Raw genomic sequence first — 21,346 nt, forward strand, 5'->3', positions numbered from 1 at the left:
ACTAGAATTTCAAGAATTTTTTGAGTAGGTGGAGCAATTGAAATCATTTACCGAATCGGATTTGTTAAAAAGCCTTCCGAAGCAGTTTTTTGCGTCGCTTGTGGACAAAGTTGGCAAAGTGATGGCAGATGGGCATGATGTCATCAATCTGGGACAAGGAAATCCGGATCAACCGACGCCGCCTCATATTGTCGAGGCACTACAAAAAGCGGCAGCCAATCCGAAGTATCATAAGTATTCGCCGTTTCGCGGCTATTCGTTTTTGAAAGAAGCAGTCGCTACTTTTTATGAGCGGGAATACGGAGTAACGCTTGACCCGGAAAAAGAAGTTGCTATTTTATTTGGTGGCAAAGCAGGGCTTGTCGAAATTCCGCAATGTTTATTAAATCCAGGTGATGTTGTGTTGGTACCTGATCCGGGCTATCCCGACTATTGGTCAGGAGTGGCGCTTGCTAGGGCGGAAATGGCGATGATGCCGCTCTTAGCAGAGAACGGCTTTTTGCCGGACTATGAAGGATTAAAAGAAGAAGTTGTTCGGAAAGCGAAATTAATGTTTTTAAACTATCCAAACAACCCGACCGGTGCGACGGCGACGGAAGCATTTTTTGCAGATACGGTTTCGTTTGCCGCAAAGCATAACATTTGCGTTGTACACGATTTTGCGTATGGTGCGATCGGCTTTGACGGACAAAAACCAATCAGCTTTTTGCAAGTGGAAGGAGCGAAAGAGGTCGGCATTGAAATTTATACGTTTTCGAAAACGTATAATATGGCTGGTTGGCGTATCGGTTTTGCTGTCGGGAATGAAAGCGTGATTGCGGCGATCAATTTGCTGCAAGACCATTTATATGTCAGTTTGTTTGGTGCTATTCAAGAAGCAGCTGCGGTCGCACTGCTTGAATCGCAACAATGTGTCCATGAACTTGTGGCTTTGTACGAATCGCGGCGCAATACGTTCATTCACGCGCTACGCGAGATTGGCTGGAACGTCACGGCACCTGCGGGTTCGTTTTTTGCGTGGCTTCCGGTGCCAACTGGCTGGACATCTGAACAGTTTGCTGACGTGCTTTTAGAGCGGGCGCACGTCGTTGTTGCCCCAGGCATCGGTTTTGGTGCACACGGGGAAGGATACGTTCGCGTCGGGTTGCTGACGAGCGAAGAACGCTTGCAAGAAGCGGCAGCTCGCATTGCGGCACTCCACATTTTTTAATCCGCAGTAAAAAATGATTGACATCGCGGTATATTCCTGGCATAATTTGAATTAAATTTGCAAACAATAAATTTTCGAAAAAAATAAAATAAATGCAGGCATTCTTATCGAGAGCAGGTGGAGGGACGAGCCCAATGAAGCCCGGCAACCGACTTAGTTTTAAGCACGGTGCTAATTCTTGCAGCAATATGCTGAGAGATAAGAAGAGTGGGAAGCGAAACCTCTTCTTATGAAGAGGTTTTTTTCATGATTGGAGGAACAAAAAATGAGCCAAGTGGTTGCGACATATTTGCTTCATGATGAAAAAGATTTAGCGAAAAAAGCGGAAGGAATTGCCCTCGGGTTGACGGTTGGTTCGTGGACCGATTTGCCGCAGCTTGAACAAGAGCAACTAAAAAAGCATAAAGGAATTGTTGAACGGATTGATGAGCTTGACGAAGATGAACGGGTCAATGCGTATTTCGGAAAACGGCTGAAGCGGGCGCTCGTTAGCATTTCGTATCCGAGCATCAATTTCAGTTCTGATTTTCCTGCCATTTTAACGACAACGTTCGGCAAATTGTCGCTCGATGGGACAATTAAGCTTATCGATCTCACCTTTTCAGACGAATTAAAGCGACAATTTCCAGGACCGCGCTTTGGCATTGACGGCATTCGCGAAAAGCTTGGTGTTTTTGACCGTCCGCTTGTCATGAGTATTTTTAAAGCGGTCATCGGTCGCGATCTTCACTATATGACGGAGCAACTAAAACAACAAGCGCTCGGCGGCGTCGATCTCGTCAAAGACGATGAAATTTTGTTTGACAACGACTTAACGCCGTTTGAAAAACGCATTGTCGCTGGAAAAAAAGTGCTACAAGACGTGTACGAGCAAACGGGGCAGCGCACGCTATATGCGGTTAATTTAACAGGGAAAACATTGGAGCTAAAAGAAAAAGCGAAACGGGCAGCCGAGCTTGGGGCAGACGTGTTATTGTTTAACGTCTTTACATACGGGCTTGATGTATTGCAGGCGCTTCGGGAAGACGATGACATTCGTTTGCCGATTATGGCGCATCCGTCGTTTAGCGGAGCGATCGCTTCCTCACACGTGTATGGCGTAAGCTACGCACTATTGCTTGGGAAACTGTTGCGCATGGCGGGGGCGGACTTTTCGCTTTTCCCATCGCCATATGGAAGTGTAGCGCTTGAAAAAGAGCAGACGCTTGCGATCGCCTATGAATTAACGAAAGAAGAGCCGTTTGCGCGCACGTTCCCCGTTCCGTCTGCAGGCATTCATCCAGGGCTTGTGCCGCTTTTAATGCACGATTTTGGCGTTGATTGCATCATTAACGCCGGCGGTGGCGTACACGGGCATCCAGACGGAGCGATCGGAGGCGGGCAAGCGTTTCGCGCCGCTGTCGCTGCCGTATTAGCAGGTCGTTCGCTTCATGAAGCAGCAGAAGAAAACGAACCGCTCAAAAAAGCGATCGCGTTATGGGGCGCGCATGAGGTGAAAAAATGAAGCCCGTGATTTTTTGTGATTTTGACGGAACGATTACGTTAAACGATAACATTATTGCGATTATGAAACAGTTTGCCCCACCCGAGTGGGAAGCGATCAAAGACGATATATTAGCACAAAAATGCTCGGTGCAACAAGGCGTCGGCAAGATGTTTTCGCTTTTGCCAGCGACGCTGAAAGAGAACATCGTCCAATTTTTGATTGAAACCGCCCGCATTCGCGACGGATTTTCCGAGTTTGTCGCTTTTACGAAAGAACAACAAATCCCTCTTTATATCGTCAGCGGCGGCATCGATTTTTTCGTTTATCCGTTATTAGATGGACTCATCGAAAAAGAGCGCATTTTTTGTAACGGCGCAGACTTTCGCGCAGAAATGATTCAAATTACGTGGCCGTATGCGTGCGATGAACATTGCCAAAACGGCTGCGGCTGTTGTAAGCCGTCGTTGCTTCGCAAACTAGCGCCCAAAGGGGAAAAAACGATCGTCATCGGCGATTCGATTACTGATTTAGCAGCGGCAAAACTTGCCGATCACGTCATCGCTCGCGATTTTTTGCTTGAAAAATGCCGCGAACTAAACTTGCCGCATACGCCGTTTACGACGTTTTATGATGTGATCAACGTGTTAAAAGAAAGCGAGGTGGCGATATGAGCATGAGGCAAACGAAATGGGAAGAGCTTGCAGAAGTGAAGCGCGAGCTAGCCGCGCGCGACTGGTTTATGGCGACAAGCGGCAACTTATCGATCAAAGTAAGCGATGAGCCGCTTACGTTTCTTGTCACCGCAAGCGGAAAAGATAAACGAAAAGAGACAGCAGAAGACTTTTTGCTTGTCAGCGCGGACGGACAGCCAGCGGAAGCGACGCATTTAAAGCCGTCAGCAGAAACGTTATTACACGTCGAAATTTATAAAAAAACAAAGGCGGGTTGCGTCCTTCACGTTCATACGATTGACAACAATGTGATCTCAGAACTATACGGCGATGACGGGGAAGTTGTGTTCACCGGACAAGAGATTATAAAGGCGTTTGGGCTTTGGGAAGAAGATGCGGTATTTCGTATCCCGATTATTCGGAATGATGCACATATTCCAACGCTTGCCGCGGAGTTTTCTAAACACGTGCACGAGGATGCGGGGGCGGTGCTTATTCGCAATCACGGTATTACCGTGTGGGGACGAGATGCGTTCGAAGCGAAAAAATTTTTAGAGGCGTGCGAATTTTTGTTTAGCTATCATGTGAAGCTATTGCAGCTAAAAGGAACGAAAATATTTGCCTAAACTTGTTTACAAACGAAAGGAGAGGATTAAAAATGGCGGTCATTAAAATTAGAAAAACGGGTGAAGTGATCGAAGGACAAGAGAATGTGTTTCATTTTTTACAACAACAAGGCGTTCTTTATGAACATTGGGATATCACTAAATTGCCGGAGCATTTGCAAAATAAATTTGTTTTAAATGATGAAGAAAAGAATGAGATTTTGATGGCTTTTAAAGAAGAAATTGAAGATTTGGCGGCAAGAAGAGGGTATAAAACGTGGGACGTTGTCGCTCTCTCGGAGGCGACGCCGAATTTAGAAGAGTTGTTAAAAAAGTTTGAGCAAGTACACATCCATACAGAAGATGAAGTTCGCGCCATCGTCGCGGGCCATGGTATTTTCATCATTAAAGGAGATGAACAAACAGGCTACTTTAACGTGGAGCTAGAAGCGGGGGACGTCATTTCGGTACCGGAAGGCAATCCGCATTTCTTTACGTTAATGGAAGATCGCCAAGTTGTAGCTGTTCGGTTGTTTATTGACCCGTCTGGTTGGGTAGCACACCCGTACGAAGAAAAAGAAGAAATCGTGAAGTAAGCAGTATATGCAAAAGCTGACGCCCGATCTCTACGTTTTTTCGTTCCAATCCCTCGTTGACAAAGATAGGATTTTTCGCTACAATGGCTTCGAATTCGACGGGTAAAGGATTGGATGACAAGTGGCGGGAAAAGAAGAGATTGCGCAATCATTAAAATTGTTTATTGTACTATCAAGAGCATATCGGGCGGTAAACAATCAAGTGAATAAGTCGATTCATTCATTTGGCGTGAATCCGACCGAATTTGGTGTGCTTGAGTTGCTGTACCATAAAGGTGACCAGCCGCTGCAACAAATCGGTGAAAAAATTTTGCTTGCCAGCGGCAGCATTACGTATGTCATTGACAAATTGGAGAAAAAAGGATTGATCGTCCGTAAGGCGTGCGAAAAAGACCGCCGCGTGACGTATGCGTCGATCACTGACAAAGGAACGGCGTTTATTGAAGATGTATTTCCTAAACATGAACAGATGATACACGAAACGCTTGCCGGCTTAACGGCCGAAGAAAAAGAACAGGCGATTACGCTGTTGAAAAAATTAGGATATGGAGCAAAACAATAAAGCGGCTGATTGAGCCGCTTTATTGTTTATGCGCACGAGTGTTGATTATCCATTATTTTACTAAAAAACACAGAATCATATGGCTGAACACAAGCTTTTCTGCCTCTTCCCTCGAACAAGAACGCCGGCGTGCAAATGTAATTTGCCCGCAAAGCGTTCATTGTTCGAGGAGGGCATGCTAATACTCCCAGTCGGCAAGCGAACCGCTTGCCGACTACGGCAGAAAAGCTGGGAATAGAGCGATGTCAACTGGTTTTTAATGGTTAATCAACACGCCTAGTTTATGCGGATAGTTTTTGTTTTTTCTCTGTTTTTTGCGCTGCTTTTTTTACTTGTGGGTAGAAGAAAATTCCGCTTGCAAGTAAGGCGACGCCAAGCATGAACGTTTTTATGTCCGCTGTTCCGGTAATAATGACCCAAACGGAATAAACGGTTGCCAATAACGCGATGATACCGTCGACGATGCGACTTTTCCCCGCCTTTTCGTACGTTTCCCCTGTCAACGTTAGCTTCAGCTGGAATACGGAAGCGATAAAGTACGGCACGAGATAAGCGAGCGTCGCGATGTAAATGACGAAATCAAACGCTGCGGACATCGAATTCGAAATCGTGGAGAAAATGAAAATTTGCGCCAATCCATTGGAAAGAATTAATGAAAAACTTGGCATTCCTTTTTTATTTTCTTTTAAAAATGACCGCATAAACAACCCTTGTTTTGCCGCCTGATATGGAACTTCTGCGCTCAACAATACCCAACCAAGCGTCGAGCCAAGCAAGCTCACTAATCCAAGTCCAGCAAGAATATATCCGCCGCTTGGGCCTAAAATCGTTTGAATCGCATCGACGAGCGGTTTTTCTGATTGAATCAATTGTTTTTGCGGCAATAATCCCATGACAAGCACGCTAATGCCGATGTAAATCGCAAGGGCGATCAGCAATCCGAGAATTGTGGCCCGTTTCACATCGGATTGCTTACGTGCACGGGAAGCGAACACGATTGCTGATTCGACCCCGACAAACGCCCATAGCGTTGCGACGGCCGCGTTATTAATTTGCCCTAATAAGCTAATTGTATGGCCCGCCTCGTCATAGCGTGGAGCGACGAATGAACCGATGTTGCTTTTTTCAAACGCAAATAAGCTAATGACGATAAATAAGAAAAAGCCTAATACTTTAGCGGCAGTGGCGATGAAATTTAATTTTCCGGCCCCTTCAATGCCGCGCAAAATAATGAAATGCATTCCCCATAATAGCACGGTACAAACGAGAAACGTCAACAAGTTTCCAAGCTTAATATCGGTCGAACCGATCGTAAATAACGATTGTTTGCTCGTTAAAACAGGGAAAAACGTAGATAAATAGCTGGAAAACGTTGTAATGATGGCAACGTTACCGGCAAAGTTTCCGATCCAATATCCCCATGACGACATAAATCCGGATAAAATAGAAGCACTTGATTCTTTCGGAAATAATTCTTTCGCATAAATTTGCGGCCCGCCGTTTAAATCAGGCTTACGAATCGCTAAATTTCCAAAGACGAGCGCGGTCATAAGCACACCGCCTCCCGTTAACAACCATGCGAAAATAACGCCGAGCGGGCTAGCTGCTTCGGCTAACGAACGAGGAAGCATAAAAATTCCGGATCCAACCATATTTCCGACGACAAGCGCCGTCAACATCCAAAGACCTAGTTTATTTTGCTGCAATGTAGGAAACTCCCTTCTAATGATGTTAGACAAAAAAAATACACCCTTAAGTTTTCAACGGGCGCATACGACATCCGCATCAAACTTAAGATCGATAGCTCTCCATCGCCGAAAGCGATGACAGTCCTGCACCTATTCGGCTACAGGCCCAGCTTATAGCGCCAGAGCACGCTACAAACTTCGGCAACGAATCCTTTCATTTGAAGTCATCGGGTTCTCTGCCCCTCCTTCAAACTACTCTTATTCATTGCAACCTCTATCTCATCTTAGTTGACGAGAACTTATTCGATTGACGTGATAATGATACATGATCCAATAATGTTCGTCAATCATCATTTTTGTGACGAAAATGTATTTTGTTAATCACCGTTATAAAGAAGAGTTTAAAAATGAGTGAGTACTCACTTAAAAAAACGTAACGGCACAATATAAAATGAGAGTAAGTAATCACTCATTTTTGAAAAAGGGGGCTTTCGGATGAGCACCATTGTTGCGAAGCAAGTGAGCAAATCGTTTGGAAAAAAAGAAGTGTTGAGCAACATCGATTTGACGGTAAACAAAGGGGAGATATACGGGCTAATTGGTCCTTCCGGCTCAGGAAAAACGACGTTAGTCAAAATTCTTGTCGGAATGGACAGCGATTTTTCCGGAGAAGTGAGCGTGTTGAATCGAGCGATGCCGAACATGGCTGCTCTATCTGACATCGGCTATATGGCACAATCCGATGCGTTATATCCGGAATTGACGGGAGAAGAAAATTTGCAGTTTTTTGCTTCTCTTTATCAACTGAAAAAAGGAGAACGGAAAGAGCGCATCATGTACGCTGCCGACCTCGTCCAATTGACACCGCATTTATCGAAAAAAGTAATGGCGTATTCAGGCGGAATGAAGCGGCGGTTGTCGCTAGCAATCGCGCTTATTCACAATCCGGAAATTCTCGTATTAGACGAACCGACCATCGGCATTGACCCAGAATTGCGGTTATCGATTTGGGAGGAATTATTCCGGTTGAAAAACGAAGGAAAAACGATTGTTGTCACGACGCATGTGATGGACGAAGCGGAAAAATGCGACCGTTTGGCAATGGTAAGGGAAGGGAAAATTATTACGAGCGGATCACCAGCACAATTGAAACAGCAATATGAAGCGAGCGATTTAGAAGACGTATTCGTGAAAGCGGGAGGGAAGCGCGGATGAGAACGATGGCGGTGGTGAAACGAATTTTTCAGCAAATGTTGCGCGACAAGCGAACGCTCGGATTAATGTTTGTCGCACCGCTCTTGATTTTAACGTTGTTCCATTTTTTATTTACAGAGAATACAGCAGAAAATCCGAAACTAGGCGTGGCACATGTTGATTCTGTCATTATTAAGCAATTAAAAAAGCAAGAGATTGATATTATTGAGTATCGCGAAGCGGGCGATGTAAAAAAACGAATCGTTGACGACAAATTAGATGCATTTATGCAAATGAACGATAACGACATTCACTTAACGTTTGAAAATGCAGATCCATCGAAAGCGAAAGCGCTACAAGTGAAAATTCAACAGACGATCGCGAAAGAAGCGGCGAAACAACAAGCAGCGGCAATGCAAAAGGCGCTGCAAACCATTCAACAAAAGCTACCTATACCGATAAAAATAGAACAGCCGCAGCCGCCGACCGTCCATACATCGTACGTATACGGCAATAAAGATACTTCCTTTTTTGATACGTTAAGCCCAATATTAGTAGGGTATTTCGTCTTTTTCTTCGTCTTTCTCATTGCGGGAATTGCGCTATTGCGAGAACGGACGACCGGTACGCTCGAGCGTTTGTTGGCAACGCCGGTTCGCCGCCACGAAATCGTCTTCGGCTATTTGCTAGGATACGGAACGTTTGCGGTTATTCAGACGCTAATCGTTGTCTTTTTTGCGGTGAAAGTGTTAGACATTACGCTCGTCGGTTCGCTATGGCATGTCATTCTCATTAACTTATTGTTGGCACTCGTGGCGCTTTCGTTAGGAATTTTATTGTCCGCGTTTGCCCATTCGGAATTTCAAATGATGCAGTTTATTCCGGTCGTCATCATTCCACAAATCTTTTTTTCCGGTATTCTTCCGGTCGATGAAATGGCAGGATGGTTGCAGGCGATTGCGAAAGTGATGCCGATGTATTATGGCGGCGATGCGTTAAAAAACGTGATGTATAAAGGGATGGGACTTAGCGACATCCGCACAGATTTACTTGCGTTATTTGGATTTGTAGTTATTTTTGTTACATTAAATATATTCGCCTTGAAAAAATATCGAAAACTTTAGCAGCAAGGAGTTGGCGTCGAATGAACGAAGAACAATGGCTCGAGGAGTTGTTGAAATTTAACGGAGAAGATGGGAAATTAAGCGAAAAGCAAATGAAAATTTTAGAAGCGGCGATTGAAATGTTTGCTGAAAAAGGGTATGCGGCAACATCGACAAGTGAAATTGCGAAGCGGGCCGGCGTGGCCGAAGGAACGATTTTCCGGCATTATAAAACGAAAAAAGAACTGCTATTGGCGATCGTTACGCCGACTTTGCTTCAATCTGTTGCACCGTTTTTAGCGAAAGAATTTGCGAAAGAAGTGTTTGAACATCAATATGAGCATTATGAAGATTTTGTTCGCACCGTTTGGAAAAACCGCTACGAATTTGTTAAAAAATATTTGCCGGCGATTCGCGTGTTCTGGCAAGAAGTTGCGTTTCATGCAGAAATCAAAAAACAGTTGGAAACGGTGTTTACGGCGCACGTCTATGAAAAATTTAAAAAAATTGTGCTGTATTTTCAAGAGAAAGGGGAAATCGCGGATTTTCCTGTCGAATCGGTCATTCGCTTGACGATTACAACAATTGCTGGCTTTTTCGCGACACGCTTTATCATTATGCCGGATTACGACTGGGACGACGAAGCAGAAATGGAACGAACGATTCAGTTTTTAATGAACGGATTGCGAAAAAAAGAGGCCTAATCCTTTAAGGGATTAGGCGTTTTTTGTTGATTTTACGACGATGCGGTCGTTTTCGAGACCGACATGAATCGTACTTACGTTCGCTTCATCCATCAATACATCGGCGATTTGGTCTTCGACGTGTTCTTGAATGACGCGGCGGAGCGGACGAGCGCCAAATGCTGGATGATAGCCGAGTTCGGCTAATTTTTCTTTCGCTTCCTGCGCAATCTCTACCTCGATTTGTTGTTCTTTTAACATTGCTTTCAATTCATCGAGCATGAGATCAACGATTTGCAACATATGTTCTTTGTCCAACGGTTTAAATTCAATAATGGCGTCAAAGCGGTTTAAAAATTCTGGTTTGAAATAGTGGCGTAACGTATCGAGAATGTTTGTTTGCGCCGGTGTCTCATCTTTCTCAAAACCGACTGTGATTTTTTTATCGGATGTTCCTGCGTTGCTTGTCGCAATAATGACCGTATCTTTAAAGCTTACGGTGCGGCCTTGGCTGTCTGTGAGACGACCGTCTTCTAAAATTTGCAGGAACATATGTTGTACGTCCGGATGCGCCTTCTCAATTTCGTCAAGCAAGATAATGCTGTACGGGTTGCGGCGTACTTTTTCCGTTAATTGTCCCGCTTCCTCGTGACCGACATAGCCAGGAGGAGAACCGATTAATTTTGATACGGAATGTTTTTCCATATATTCGCTCATATCGAGGCGAATCATCGCGTCTTTTGAGCCAAATAGTTCTTCAGCCAATGTTTTCGACAACTCTGTTTTTCCGACACCTGTCGGTCCGACGAATAAGAACGAACCGATCGGACGGTTTTTTGCCTTTAATCCAGCCCGGCTGCGGCGGATTGCTTTCGCTACTTTTCTTACCGCCTCTTCTTGACCGATGACTTTTTTCGCTAAGTTTTCTTCTAAGTGTTTCATTTTTTCTTTTTCGTCGGTTTGCAGTTTGCCGACCGGAATGCCCGTTTTTTCTTCGATTAATTGTTGAATGTCGGTGACATCAACAACTGGTGTCTCTTGTGCTTTTGTGTGTTGCAATTGCTTTTCCAACTTGATCTCTTCATCGCGCAATTTTGCGGCGAGTTCGTAGTTTTCTTCTTTCGCTGCTTTTTCTTTTTCTTTTGCTAATTGCGCAAGGCGTTCCTGAATTTGCTTTTCGTCGGTTGGACCGATGCGCAAGTTCGCTTTCGATCCGGCTTCGTCTAACAAGTCAATCGCTTTGTCTGGCAAGAAGCGGTCTTGAATATAACGATGTGATAAAGTAACGCACGCTTTGATCGCTTCATCCGTATATTTGACATGGTGGAATTGCTCGTATTTTGCTTGAATGCCTTTTAAAATGTCAATCGCTTGTTCGACCGTCGGTTCATGGACGATGACAGGCTGGAAGCGGCGTTCAAGCGCAGCATCTTTTTCGATTTGCCGGTATTCTTTTAATGTCGTTGCCCCGACGACTTGTAATTCCCCGCGGGCAAGTGCTGGTTTTAAAATGTTGCCTGCATCCATCGAGCCTTCTGCCGAACCAGCTCCGACGAGCAAATGAATTTCGTCGATGAATAAAATCACATTTTTCCGGCGCTGCAATTCCGCAATTAACGTTTTCATCCGCTCTTCAAATTGGCCGCGAATGCCGGTATTGGCGACGAGGGAAGCGACATCGAGCAAATATACTTCTTTATTTAACAATTTTTCTGGAACGTTCCCTTCCGCAATTTTAAGGGCTAATCCTTCGACAATCGCTGTTTTTCCCACACCTGGTTCACCGATTAACACCGGATTGTTTTTATTGCGGCGGTTTAAAATTTCGATGACGCGCTCGATTTCTTTATCGCGGCCGATGACTGGGTCAATAAGCCCTGCTTTGGCGAGCTGTGTTAAGTTGCGGCCGAATTGATCTAAAAAGCCGCCGCCGTTTTGTTGCCGTTTTACTGGCTGAGCGCCATACGTTGGTATTTTTTCATTTTCCGAAACCGGAGCAAATCCGCTTGTAAACAACTCATCAAACGGAAACGATGGAAAACTTCCGAAACCGAAATTCATCGGGATCGTTAATTGTTGTTTTTGTTTTTCATAGCAGTCATGGCAAAGGTGCAATTGTTTTTTCTCATGATTAAATTGCAAGTTCACAAATACTGTTGCTTTGTTTTGTTGGCATGCTTGGCACATCATGAGGCATAACCTCCTTTTTTCTTTTAATTTGACTTTGACTATCTTTGACCTTTCTGACTTTATTATACTTTGACCTTTTTTGACTTTCAAGTCCCTTTTTAAAAATTTTTGTGTGAACGATGAAATGTTTTTGAAAAAAGTGTGAATAATGGCGTGTAGCGGGAGAGGATGTGGTATAGTGAACGTGGAAAACGGAAAAAAGGGGAGAAGAGAATAATGAAACGGAACGCGCTTTTTTTCATGCTTGCTTTCGTGTTTGTGATGCTGGCAGCTTGCAGTCAAAAAGAGGAAAAACCAGCCATTTTGAACGTAAAAATCGAAACGAAATCGCCAATTGATGTAAATAAAGCAACGGAAATTGCTTGTTTTGTTACATATGGTAATGAAAAAGTAGACGATGCGGATGAAGTGAAGTTTGAAATTTGGAAACAAGGCAGTGAGCAACATGAGATGCTGAAGGCAAAGCATCAAGGCAACGGAAAGTACGCAATTACGAAAACATTTACAGAAATTGGAGCGTATTCGATTGTTGCTCATGTGACAGCGCGCAATATGCACAATATGCCAAAAGTAGATGTTGTGGTTGGCCAGTCGACAAACCAATGATTTGCACGAGCACGAAGTCGAACAAGTGACCGTTCCAGAGGGATGTCTAAACGACATTCTTTTCTTTTTTGTTTACGTCTTTCTTTGTTCATTTCTTCATATATTTAAGCACATGGAGGACAAGAAGGACGAGGTGGAAAAGGTGAGCAAAACGTGGTCAGGTGCTTGGCAAATTGCTGCTGTCTATGTTGGAACAGTTGTTGGCGCCGGATTTGCCACTGGAAAAGAAATTGTTGAGTTTTTTACGCAATACGGAACGTTCGGGACGATGGGGGTGATCGTTAGCGGCGGATTGTTTACGTGGGGAGGGATGCGCATGATGGTGATGGCGCGAGCGTTGCGCTCCTCTTCTTATAAACAGTTGAACGATTATTTATTCGGCAAATCAGCGAGTATAGTTATTACGATAGTCATGACGATGATGGTGATTGGGGTTACCGCCGTGATGTTGTCGGGGGCGGGGGCGTTGTTTGAAGAGCAACTCGGTCTATCGAAGCGGGTGGGGATGTTTGTCACACTATTTCTTTTGTTTGCGGTGATGCTTTATGATCGAAAAGGATTGTTTACTGTGAATGTTTTAGTCGTACCACTGATGTTGCTGTTTAGCTTTGTTTTATTAGGAAAAATCGCTATAGCGGAGAAATGGTGCGTGATTTCGAGTGTCCCGAATCATTCGTGGCGGGCGCTGTTTTCCCCGTTTTCGTATGCGGCATTTAATTTGGCGATGGCGCAAACGGTGCTCGTTCCGCTCGCAACCGAAGCGGCCGACGAACGGACGGTGAAAAGGGGGGCGCTTATTGGTGGTGTGATATTGACGCTCATTTTGTTAAGCAGCCATTTTGTCTTGCTTTCGTTTCCATATGTGCTGCATTACGACATTCCAATGGCAGAAATTGTTCATACATCTTTCGTTTCGTTGCATTGGCTTTATTTGCTAATTATTTATGGAGAAATTTTCACATCTCTTATTGGAGGCGTGTTCGGCCTGCGTCGACAATTTCATTTCGTTTCGTCTTCCTTGTTTTTCGTTGTCGTCGTTGTTTTGTTATACGCCGTCAGTTCGTTTCGATATAGCGCTTTGTTATCGTTTTTATATCCGCTGTTTGGCTATATAAGCCTTCTATTTCTTTTCTTGTTGGCGTTGCGTAAAATTCCTCAGTCATAAGGCATTTGTCGCCCAACGACAAATGCCTTCGCTAATTAGTGAAAGCGGTTTGTAATTTGTTGCAATTTCTGAATGGATTGGGAAAGTAATGTTGCTTCGTTCGCCAATTCATGGATAGCCGCTGTTTGCTGTTCTAGTCCTGCCGTTGTTTCATGCACCATGCTTGTAAAATCTTTCGCAATCGCGTGCACTTCTTCAATCGCTTGCTTGAGCTCGTTTCCGTTGTTAGTAATTCGGGTTACATGTGTTCGGCTGCGGCGCAAAAGCTCAGTCATCTCTATGAACATACGTTGGAAGGACGTCATCGTTTCGTTCGTTTGCAATAATGACGCCATCGTTTCATTCGCTGTTCGTCCGTTTTGTTCGACGGCTTGGACGACATTATGCAGCATGTTGCGCATCGTTTGTAGCGACGATAAAATGTGTGCCGCAAACGCATTCGTATTTTCCGCTAACACTCTTACTTCTTGAGCGACAATCGCAAAGCCTTTTCCTGACTCGCCTGCCCGTGACGCTTCAATTGATGCGTTTAATGCCAATAAGTTTGTTTGTTTCGCAATGGCGGTAATTGCCGAGACCATTTCCACTGTTCGGTTCGCTTCTTCGGAAACGGTGTGGATTAGTTTAGCGGTTTCGTTCAAGTCATGCTGCATATGTTGCATATGTTGTTTCGTCATATCGATCAAACGAGCCCCTTCATTCGCCGATTTCATGGCCCCTTGCGCTTGGCTAACGACGCTTTCAAAATCCGCTTGCATGTCTTGTACCTCGGTCATCATTCCGGCTACAAACTCATTTGCTTCTGCGACGGAAGCTGTCTGCTGTTTAGCACCTTCTCGAAACGTTTCCATCGCGGCGGCAATTTCGGTGAATGCTTCCGACAATCGCTTCGTTTCTAACTGTTGGTTTTCACTCACTTGCTTCACGGTTGCTGTTGCTTTGGAAAGTTCATCCAAAATGGTGCGTACCCCAACAATCATTTTGTTTAGTTCGTAACCGATTTGGTGAAACTCCGTCCGCTTTTTGGCGGTGTGCACTTCTGCGCGCAAATTTCCAGACGATACAGTCCGTGTGACGCTGTACCAATGGCGCACTTCGCTAACGATCGTTTTGTAAAAAAAGGCGCTCATGCCTAAACTGATCACGATAGTTAACGCAAAGGCAAAAAAGAGCGGCAAAGAAAAGGTAGTTGCCAGTCCAAAACTAATTGCGGAAGGTACGAGCGATAAACAGAAGAAATGAAGCTGCAAATAAGGTCGATGAATCAACCTTCCCATGCGCAAATTGAAGCGCTTTCCTGTTTGGTCAGTATAAAGCGGACAGCTTGCGTCGATTAATAGCTCCCCTGTATCGCGCATATACGCTTGCAGGAGCGGCTCAGTTGTCTTTGCCGCTTTTTGACCGGTCTCATCAGAAAACGTCCGCCCTTCTCGTAGTCTATTTGTATGAACAACGGCGTATCCTGTCTCATCGACAATGACAAAATATTCATCCCGCTCTAGCTGCTTGTCTAAAAAAGCACGAACCGGTTCCATTTGTTCGGCAAACGGCTTTGTTCGATCGAGCTGCTTTTGTAACTTTGCTGCGACATCGACGACTTTTTTGAGTGCTTGTTGGGCGCGTCGTTTTTTAAGCAACCGATCCACCACACATCCCCCCTATTCTTTCTTTCAATATATACTGAAAATTCATATTCATCAACGTAAAAAATGCATCTTATGCATAAAACAAACAGCAGGCGGAATACTAGGAGAAAAGATAGGACGGTTGAGGGGATTGTTACATGTCTATTTTCTCGTTTTTTTTAAAGAGAAGGAAACCGAACAAACCGAAAACGATCGCGCAGCTATTGCAGGAGTTGAAGCGGTCGAGCGATTTTGTCACGCTTGAACTTCAAGGGAGCGGACATCGTTTTTTGCTCTCTTATTTTGACTCGTTGATCGATCCGAAACTATTACAGCAACAAGTGCTTTGTCACTTGCAGCGGGATGTATCAAACTATCCTTCCCTTTCGGTGCGCGATCTTCAACGAATTATCCCGGTTCAGCGCATCGAAATCACTTCGGATGTCCAAACAGTAGAAATGAAACTATTAAGAGGGTTTGCGCTCATTCAGTTAAAACATGATGATAGCTGTTGTGCCTTAATTAATTTGGCAAGTGATCATTTAGGGCTTCGTCAAAATAACGATTCAGAAAATGAATTTAGCGTCGTTGGCCCAAAAGTGGGCTTCGTCGAAAACATCGGAACGAATTTGCATTTATTGCGCCGGCAAGTGGCCACCCCGAATTTAGTTTTTCGAGAGTTAACGATCGGTACAATGTCTAAAACGAAAGTCGTCATCGCGTATATTGACGGAATCGTTCATGAACAAACGTTAGAAACGGTCATGCAACGGGTCAATGACATCGAGTTTGATATTGTGTTTGATACATCTTTGCTTGATCAACTTTTGTCTGACAATTCTTCTTCGCCGTTTCCTTCGTTTGTGTCAACGGAACGGGTAGATCGAGTCGTCTATGCTTTAGTGGGAGGGCAAGTGGCGATTTTGGCTGACGGTTCGCCGTATGTCATTACCGGTCCGTCGACGCTTTTTGATTTTTTTACATCGCCGGAGGATTATTATTTACCGTGGGTGCTCGGTTCATTTTTTCGCTTGATTCGCATGTTTGGCGTGATGTTTTCGATTTTAGCCTCTCCTATTTATGTAGCAGTTTTAACGTACCATTACGAGATGATTCCGAAAGATTTGCTTGGTCCAATTATTTTTTCGCGTTCCAACGTGCCATTTTCGCCAACGCTCGAAGTGTTGTTTTTAGAGATTACGATTGAACTGCTACGCGAGGCTGGGGCGCGTCTTCCGACAAAGGTAGCGCAAACGCTCGGGATCGTCGGGGGGATTGTCATTGGCCAAGCCTCCGTAGAAGCAGCGCTGACGAGTAATATTTTGCTTATTATCGTATCGCTCGCTGCGCTCGCCTCCTTTACTACCCCGATTTTCAAAATGTCCAATACGATTCGGTTCATCCGGTTTCCGATTATTTTCTTTGCTTCCTTTTGGGGAGGGGTCGGCATCGCCTTTGCTATTTGTTTATTGCTTATTCATTTAGGAAGGTTACAATCGTTCGGGAATCCGTATTTAGTACCGTTATATCCGCTTCGTATTAAAGACTTTGCTGATAGTTTTATTCGTTCTTCGTATCGTTTGACAGCGAAGCGTCCAAGTTATTTACGGCCTCGAACGTTTTGGCGGTATGATCCAAACAAAGCAAAGCAAAAAAAAGATATTGATGAGTAAGAAGGGGAATGCCATGAAACGACTTCTCTATCTCATGTTCATCTGGACATTCCTATTAGCCGGTTGCAAAAGTTCTCGCATCGTCGACCAAGTCCAAATTATTCATGCGATGGGATATGACTGGAGAAACGGAATGTACACTGGTACGGCCATTTATCCGACATTCAAACAAGGTCCGATGACGAAGCCGGACGTTTTAACAACGGAGTCGTCGACGACGTACGATTTAATTCCGCGCCTGTCATCGAAATCGGCGCTGCCGATTGAAGAAGGGAAAATGCGGCTTGTCTTGTTTGGTAAATCGTTTGCGAAAAAAGGAATTAGCGAAATTGTGCACAGTTTGGCACGAAACAATAAAGTCGGTAGCCATTTGCAGCTGGCGGTGGCAAAAGGCGATGCAGAAGAATTGTTGCGCATTACGGCGAAAATGACATTGAGCGATATGCTTTATTTATCAAACCTTGTCGAACAAAACATTCGCGAAATGAACTTGCCGAATACGAATTTACATATTTTTTTATACAATTATTTTGGCAAAGGACGTGATCCGTTTTTGCCGTATTTCGAAAAAAAGGGGAATTTCGTGAAATTAGAAGGGCTCGCCCTGTTTAAAGACGACCATTACGTCGGTCGCATTGATTTGCGGCAATCGTTTTTGGTGAAAATGTTGTTGGATGAAACAAAAAACGGCGTCTATCAAATGCCGATTGCGAAACAGAAACAAAAAGGGAGGGTATTATTGGAGAATTTATACGCAACGTCTAAGTATTCGCTGAAAAAAGGGAAAGAGCCAGTTGTCGATATTCGCATTCATATTCGGGCGGTCATTCGCGATTATCCGATATGGCTTGATTTGCCAAATCAACAAGCGTTCGCGCTTGTGCGAAAACAAATGGAGAAACATTTAAAAAAAGACATTTCAAGTTTGCTCCTTTATTTTCAGAAAAAAGAAATTGACCCGCTCGGCATCGGTGATTTTGTTCGCAGCCATACAAGACATTGGAACGAGAAAGTATTTTACGAACAATACCGGCAGCTAACAATCCGTCCGCATGTCAAAATCGACATTGTTCAAACAGGCATCGGGGAATAAACGAGCCGGATGTGGAGGGAAACTATGAACCAACCGGAACGTGAACGGTTTTTCGTTTCACCATTTTTTGTCTTTTTTACGATTCATTGCGCGCAAGTCGGCATCGGAGTGCTGAGTTTTCAGCGCCAGTTAAACGAAAAAGTTGGGCACGATGGCTGGATGAGCGTGATCGTTGCCGGCGTTGCTTCCCATTTATTGATATGGATGATTTATAAAATTTTTCATTTATCAGGAAACAGCGAAGATGTCATTCAGCTAAATGTGCAATATTTTGGAAAATGGATTGGGAATGTGTTCAATATCGGGCTTGTTATTTATTTTTTCTTACTTGCGTTGATTGTGCTGCGATTATATATTGAAGTCATTCAAGTATGGATGTTTCCGCTCATGGGAACGTGGCAATTTAGCTTGATTTTGTTATTGTTAACGTATTATACCGTGTCTGGTGGCTTTCGCACCGTCGTCGGGTTATGCCTATGGGGAGTAGTGATCCCGTTGCTTACCATTTTTCCGATGTTATTTTTCCCGCTGGAGTATGCCCATTATCGCAATTTCTTGCCGATTTTCGATCATTCCGCGATCGATATTTTGAAAGGAGCAAAAGAAATAACGGTCGAATACCTCGGATTTGAAATGTTGTTCATGTACTATTCATTTATAAAAAACGGGCAACAATCGCAAAAATGGGCACAATGGGCGAACGGGTTTACGATGTTTATTTATTTAGTAGTTATTTTTATTTCGACCGTTTTTTATAACGAGGAACAAGTGAAACATATTATATGGCCGACGTTGACGCTTGGAAAAATTCCTGAAATTCCGTTTATTGAGCGGATGGAGTACATTATTATTTCCATTTATGTGCTCGTTGTTTTTCCGATTATTTGTTTAGCCGTTTGGTCGGTGACGCGCGGATTAAAACGGATCATTTCGTTACAGCAACGCTTATCACTGCCGTTTGTTTTAATTACTATTTTTGTGGCTTCGCTCCTTTTTAATACAAGGGAAGAGATCGATAAGTTAGGAAAAATCGTTTCAATGATCGGTTTTTATCTTGTCGTTGGCTATATTCCTGCTTTTTATGTGTATGCATCGTTCATGAAACGTTTTAAATGGAAGGCTAGTATGAAATGAAGAAGTGTGATATAGTATGGAAGGAAAAAAACTTCATAGAAGAAATCCGTAGGAACATTTTGTTCGTACGGGAGAGGTTCTAGAACAACCCTCTATAAAAAACTAGGGAAAGCTATATCCTTAGGAGGGTATAGCTTTTTGTTTTAGAACGCTCTTTCTTCTTGATAAAAAGAAAGGAGAGCGAAAGGGATGAAACAAGAAAAAGCAGTCGTTGTCTTTAGCGGTGGCCAAGACAGCACGACGTGTTTATTTTGGGCGTTGAAGCAGTTTGCGGAAGTGGAAGCAGTGACATTTGATTACAATCAACGTCACCGGCTGGAGATCGACGTCGCTGCGTCCATAGCGAAAGAGCTCGGCGTTCCGCATACCGTGCTCGATATGTCACTGTTGAATCAGTTGGCGCCGAATGCGTTGACGCGCAGCGAGATCGCGATTGAGCAGAAAGAAGGACAGTTGCCGTCTACGTTTGTCGATGGCCGGAACTTGCTGTTTTTATCGTTTGCGGCAGTGCTTGCGAAACAAAAAGGGGCGCGTCACCTTGTCACAGGTGTATGTGAAACGGATTTTAGCGGCTATCCGGATTGTCGCGATATTTTCATTAAGTCGTTGAATGTCACATTGAATTTGGCCATGGATTATCAATTCGTCATTCATACACCGCTCATGTGGCTGAATAAAGCAGAAACATGGAAGTTGGCAGACGAGTTGGGTGCACTCGATTTCGTTCGAACGAAGACGCTTACGTGCTATAACGGGATCATTGCGGACGGATGCGGCGAATGTCCGGCGTGCAACTTACGTAAGCGAGGGCTTGAACAATATTTAGAGAAAAAGAAAGGAGTGGAGAACTGATGCTTCAGCAAATTTACCCACAAGTATTTCACAACTTCCGTTATGAGTTAAATAAAGATATGCAAATTGCTGCAGCTCATTTTATTCCGCACGAAGCGGCTGGAAAATGTGCGAACACGCACGGACATACGTATTTTGTCAATATTACCGTTGCTGGTGACGAGTTAGACGAGTCAGGCTTTTTAATCAATTTCCAACAGCTGAAGAAAATTGTCCACGGGAAATTGGATCATACATTAATCAATGACCATACGGATTTGTTCAGCAATACGCGTGCCGAAGATTTTCCGACGACAGAAGTAGTTGCTCGCAAAATTGCGGAAATTGTGCAAGAACATCTTGATACGATGCCGAACCGGCCGACATGCGTACAAGTCTTTGTGCGGGAATCCCCAACAAGTTATGTCGTCTATCGGCCGAAAGCAGGGAATCGCTAATGGCAAGAACGATTCCGGTGCTTGAAATTTTCGGGCCAACGATTCAAGGGGAAGGAATGGTCATCGGGCAAAAGACGATGTTTGTCCGCACGGCTGGTTGCGATTACCGCTGCCGTTGGTGCGATTCTGCATTTACGTGGGACGGATCGGCGAAAGAGGAAATTCAGCAAATGACAGCAGAAGCCATTTGGAACGAACTCGTTGCGTTAGGCGGAAATCGTTTTAGTCATGTGACGATTTCCGGCGGCAATCCGGCGCTATTGAAAGGGCTCGAGGAATTGATTGAGCTGTTAAAAGAAAAAGAAATTCGCGTGGCGCTAGAAACGCAAGGAAGCTGTTGGCAAGATTGGTTTTATGCGATTGACGATTTAACGATTTCACCGAAGCCGCCAAGTTCAGGGATGGAGACGGACTTTGCGGTACTTGATGACATCATTGAGAAGCTAGTGAAAGCAGAAAGAAAAACGAACGTTAGTTTAAAAGTCGTTGTGTTTGATGATGCCGATTTTGCTTATGCAACATATGTTCATGAGCGGTACCGCTCCATTCCGTTTTATTTGCAAGTCGGTAATGAGAATGTCACAGAAATGGACGACACGTCGCTGCGCACGAGATTGCTTCATAAGCTCGAATGGCTAGTGGAAAAAGTGGTGCAATCGTCAAAAATGAATGACGTTCGCGTCTTGCCGCAGCTGCACGCTCTTTTATGGGGCAATAAGCGCGGCGTATAAAGCGGAGGCATGAATGCCTCCGCCATAACGAAAAAAAGAAAG

At 44.3% G+C, this 21,346-nt stretch carries 19 protein-coding genes, 1 pseudogene and 3 riboswitches; of the genes and pseudogenes, 17 read left to right on the forward strand and 3 right to left on the reverse strand.

Features of this window, described 5'->3' with window-relative positions:
* Positions 1 to 37 precede the first annotated feature (37 nt).
* The 6 genes from M4I42_RS07700 (at position 38) to M4I42_RS07725 (ending at position 5,130) form a co-directional block, all read left to right on the forward strand.
* Positions 38 to 1,210: a pyridoxal phosphate-dependent aminotransferase gene (locus M4I42_RS07700; RefSeq protein WP_268851625.1), complete on the forward strand. Its 1,173-nt coding sequence runs from the start codon at positions 38 to 40 to the stop codon at positions 1,208 to 1,210.
* A 101-nt stretch (positions 1,211 to 1,311) separates the two neighbouring features.
* Positions 1,312 to 1,415: riboswitch (SAM riboswitch) on the forward strand.
* A gap of 60 nt (positions 1,416 to 1,475) precedes the next feature.
* Positions 1,476 to 2,714 carry a 2,3-diketo-5-methylthiopentyl-1-phosphate enolase gene (gene mtnW / locus M4I42_RS07705; RefSeq protein ID WP_268851626.1) on the forward strand — a complete coding sequence of 413 codons (1,239 nt, stop codon included), beginning with the start codon at positions 1,476 to 1,478 and terminating at the stop codon, positions 2,712 to 2,714.
* Complete coding sequence (locus tag M4I42_RS07710) at positions 2,711 to 3,367, forward strand: 2-hydroxy-3-keto-5-methylthiopentenyl-1-phosphate phosphatase (RefSeq protein WP_268851627.1); 657 nt, start codon at positions 2,711 to 2,713, stop codon at positions 3,365 to 3,367. Before mtnW ends, M4I42_RS07710 begins: the two co-directional genes overlap by 4 nt.
* A 2-nt stretch (positions 3,368 to 3,369) precedes the next feature.
* The gene (locus tag M4I42_RS07715) at positions 3,370 to 3,993 is read left to right on the forward strand and encodes a methylthioribulose 1-phosphate dehydratase (protein ID WP_442864087.1); all 624 of its coding nucleotides are present in this window, start codon (positions 3,370 to 3,372) and stop codon (positions 3,991 to 3,993) included.
* Between the two features lie 32 nt (positions 3,994 to 4,025).
* Positions 4,026 to 4,568: a 1,2-dihydroxy-3-keto-5-methylthiopentene dioxygenase gene (locus tag M4I42_RS07720; RefSeq protein ID WP_268851629.1), complete on the forward strand. Its 543-nt coding sequence runs from the start codon at positions 4,026 to 4,028 to the stop codon at positions 4,566 to 4,568.
* Positions 4,569 to 4,689: 121 nt separating this feature from the next.
* Positions 4,690 to 5,130 carry a MarR family winged helix-turn-helix transcriptional regulator gene (locus tag M4I42_RS07725; RefSeq protein WP_268851630.1) on the forward strand — a complete coding sequence of 147 codons (441 nt, stop codon included), beginning with the start codon at positions 4,690 to 4,692 and terminating at the stop codon, positions 5,128 to 5,130.
* Between the two features lie 281 nt (positions 5,131 to 5,411).
* On the opposite strand, the gene M4I42_RS07730 is transcribed toward M4I42_RS07725, so the two are convergent.
* Positions 5,412 to 6,836, reverse strand: a complete 1,425-nt coding sequence (locus M4I42_RS07730) for an amino acid permease (protein WP_268851650.1) — start codon at positions 6,834 to 6,836, stop codon at positions 5,412 to 5,414.
* Positions 6,837 to 6,923: 87 nt separating this feature from the next.
* A riboswitch (Lysine riboswitch) is annotated at positions 6,924 to 7,103 on the reverse strand.
* Positions 7,104 to 7,313: 210 nt separating this feature from the next.
* On the opposite strand from M4I42_RS07730, the gene M4I42_RS07735 reads away from it, so the two are divergent.
* From M4I42_RS07735 to M4I42_RS07745, 3 genes are read left to right on the forward strand one after another with little or no spacing between them, the layout of a single operon-like run.
* On the forward strand, positions 7,314 to 8,033 hold the full coding sequence (locus M4I42_RS07735; protein ID WP_268851631.1) for an ABC transporter ATP-binding protein: 720 nt from the start codon (positions 7,314 to 7,316) through the stop codon (positions 8,031 to 8,033).
* Positions 8,030 to 9,136 carry an ABC transporter permease gene (locus M4I42_RS07740; protein WP_268851632.1) on the forward strand — a complete coding sequence of 369 codons (1,107 nt, stop codon included), beginning with the start codon at positions 8,030 to 8,032 and terminating at the stop codon, positions 9,134 to 9,136. Before M4I42_RS07735 ends, M4I42_RS07740 begins: the two co-directional genes overlap by 4 nt.
* Positions 9,137 to 9,156: 20 nt before the next feature.
* Positions 9,157 to 9,819 (forward strand): TetR/AcrR family transcriptional regulator, encoded by a 663-nt coding sequence (locus M4I42_RS07745; protein ID WP_268851633.1) that lies wholly within the window; start codon positions 9,157 to 9,159, stop codon positions 9,817 to 9,819.
* 12 nt (positions 9,820 to 9,831) lie between these two features.
* Here the strand turns inward: M4I42_RS07745 and M4I42_RS07750 are convergent, their stop codons facing one another.
* A complete protein-coding gene (locus M4I42_RS07750) occupies positions 9,832 to 11,988 on the reverse strand; it encodes an ATP-dependent Clp protease ATP-binding subunit (RefSeq protein ID WP_268851634.1) in 2,157 nt (718 codons plus the stop codon).
* Between the two features lie 216 nt (positions 11,989 to 12,204).
* On the opposite strand from M4I42_RS07750, the pseudogene M4I42_RS07755 reads away from it, so the two are divergent.
* Both M4I42_RS07755 and M4I42_RS07760 read left to right on the forward strand, forming a co-directional pair.
* Positions 12,205 to 12,576 (forward strand): annotated as a pseudogene (locus tag M4I42_RS07755) (FixH family protein); the annotation flags it as partial.
* 130 nt (positions 12,577 to 12,706) lie between these two features.
* Positions 12,707 to 13,759: a YkvI family membrane protein gene (locus tag M4I42_RS07760; protein WP_268851651.1), complete on the forward strand. Its 1,053-nt coding sequence runs from the start codon at positions 12,707 to 12,709 to the stop codon at positions 13,757 to 13,759.
* A gap of 35 nt (positions 13,760 to 13,794) precedes the next feature.
* On the opposite strand, the gene M4I42_RS07765 is transcribed toward M4I42_RS07760, so the two are convergent.
* Positions 13,795 to 15,405 carry a methyl-accepting chemotaxis protein gene (locus tag M4I42_RS07765; RefSeq protein ID WP_268851635.1) on the reverse strand — a complete coding sequence of 537 codons (1,611 nt, stop codon included), beginning with the start codon at positions 15,403 to 15,405 and terminating at the stop codon, positions 13,795 to 13,797.
* A 137-nt stretch (positions 15,406 to 15,542) separates the two neighbouring features.
* Here M4I42_RS07765 and M4I42_RS07770 point away from each other — a divergent pair, with 137 nt between their 5' ends.
* The 6 genes from M4I42_RS07770 to queE all read left to right on the forward strand — a co-directional run bounded on the left by M4I42_RS07770 (position 15,543) and on the right by queE (position 21,304).
* The gene (locus M4I42_RS07770; protein ID WP_268851636.1) at positions 15,543 to 17,057 is read left to right on the forward strand and encodes a spore germination protein; all 1,515 of its coding nucleotides are present in this window, start codon (positions 15,543 to 15,545) and stop codon (positions 17,055 to 17,057) included.
* A 13-nt stretch (positions 17,058 to 17,070) separates the two neighbouring features.
* Positions 17,071 to 18,150, forward strand: a complete 1,080-nt coding sequence (locus M4I42_RS07775) for a Ger(x)C family spore germination protein (protein ID WP_268851637.1) — start codon at positions 17,071 to 17,073, stop codon at positions 18,148 to 18,150.
* Between the two features lie 24 nt (positions 18,151 to 18,174).
* Positions 18,175 to 19,284, forward strand: coding sequence for a GerAB/ArcD/ProY family transporter (locus M4I42_RS07780; RefSeq protein ID WP_268851638.1), 1,110 nt, complete (start codon positions 18,175 to 18,177; stop codon positions 19,282 to 19,284).
* Between the two features lie 67 nt (positions 19,285 to 19,351).
* A riboswitch (PreQ1 riboswitch) is annotated at positions 19,352 to 19,396 on the forward strand.
* A 77-nt stretch (positions 19,397 to 19,473) separates the two neighbouring features.
* Positions 19,474 to 20,136: a 7-cyano-7-deazaguanine synthase QueC gene (gene queC, locus M4I42_RS07785; RefSeq protein ID WP_268851639.1), complete on the forward strand. Its 663-nt coding sequence runs from the start codon at positions 19,474 to 19,476 to the stop codon at positions 20,134 to 20,136.
* Positions 20,136 to 20,573, forward strand: a complete 438-nt coding sequence (gene queD / locus M4I42_RS07790; protein ID WP_268851640.1) for a 6-carboxytetrahydropterin synthase QueD — start codon at positions 20,136 to 20,138, stop codon at positions 20,571 to 20,573. The genes queC and queD overlap by 1 nt, the downstream gene beginning before the upstream one ends.
* Positions 20,573 to 21,304 carry a 7-carboxy-7-deazaguanine synthase QueE gene (gene queE / locus M4I42_RS07795; protein WP_268851641.1) on the forward strand — a complete coding sequence of 244 codons (732 nt, stop codon included), beginning with the start codon at positions 20,573 to 20,575 and terminating at the stop codon, positions 21,302 to 21,304. Before queD ends, queE begins: the two co-directional genes overlap by 1 nt.
* The last annotated feature ends 42 nt before the right edge of the window (positions 21,305 to 21,346 follow it).

It is taken from the genome of Anoxybacillus sp. J5B_2022, from assembly GCF_026847645.1.
Taxonomy (GTDB): domain Bacteria; phylum Bacillota; class Bacilli; order Bacillales; family Anoxybacillaceae; genus Anoxybacteroides.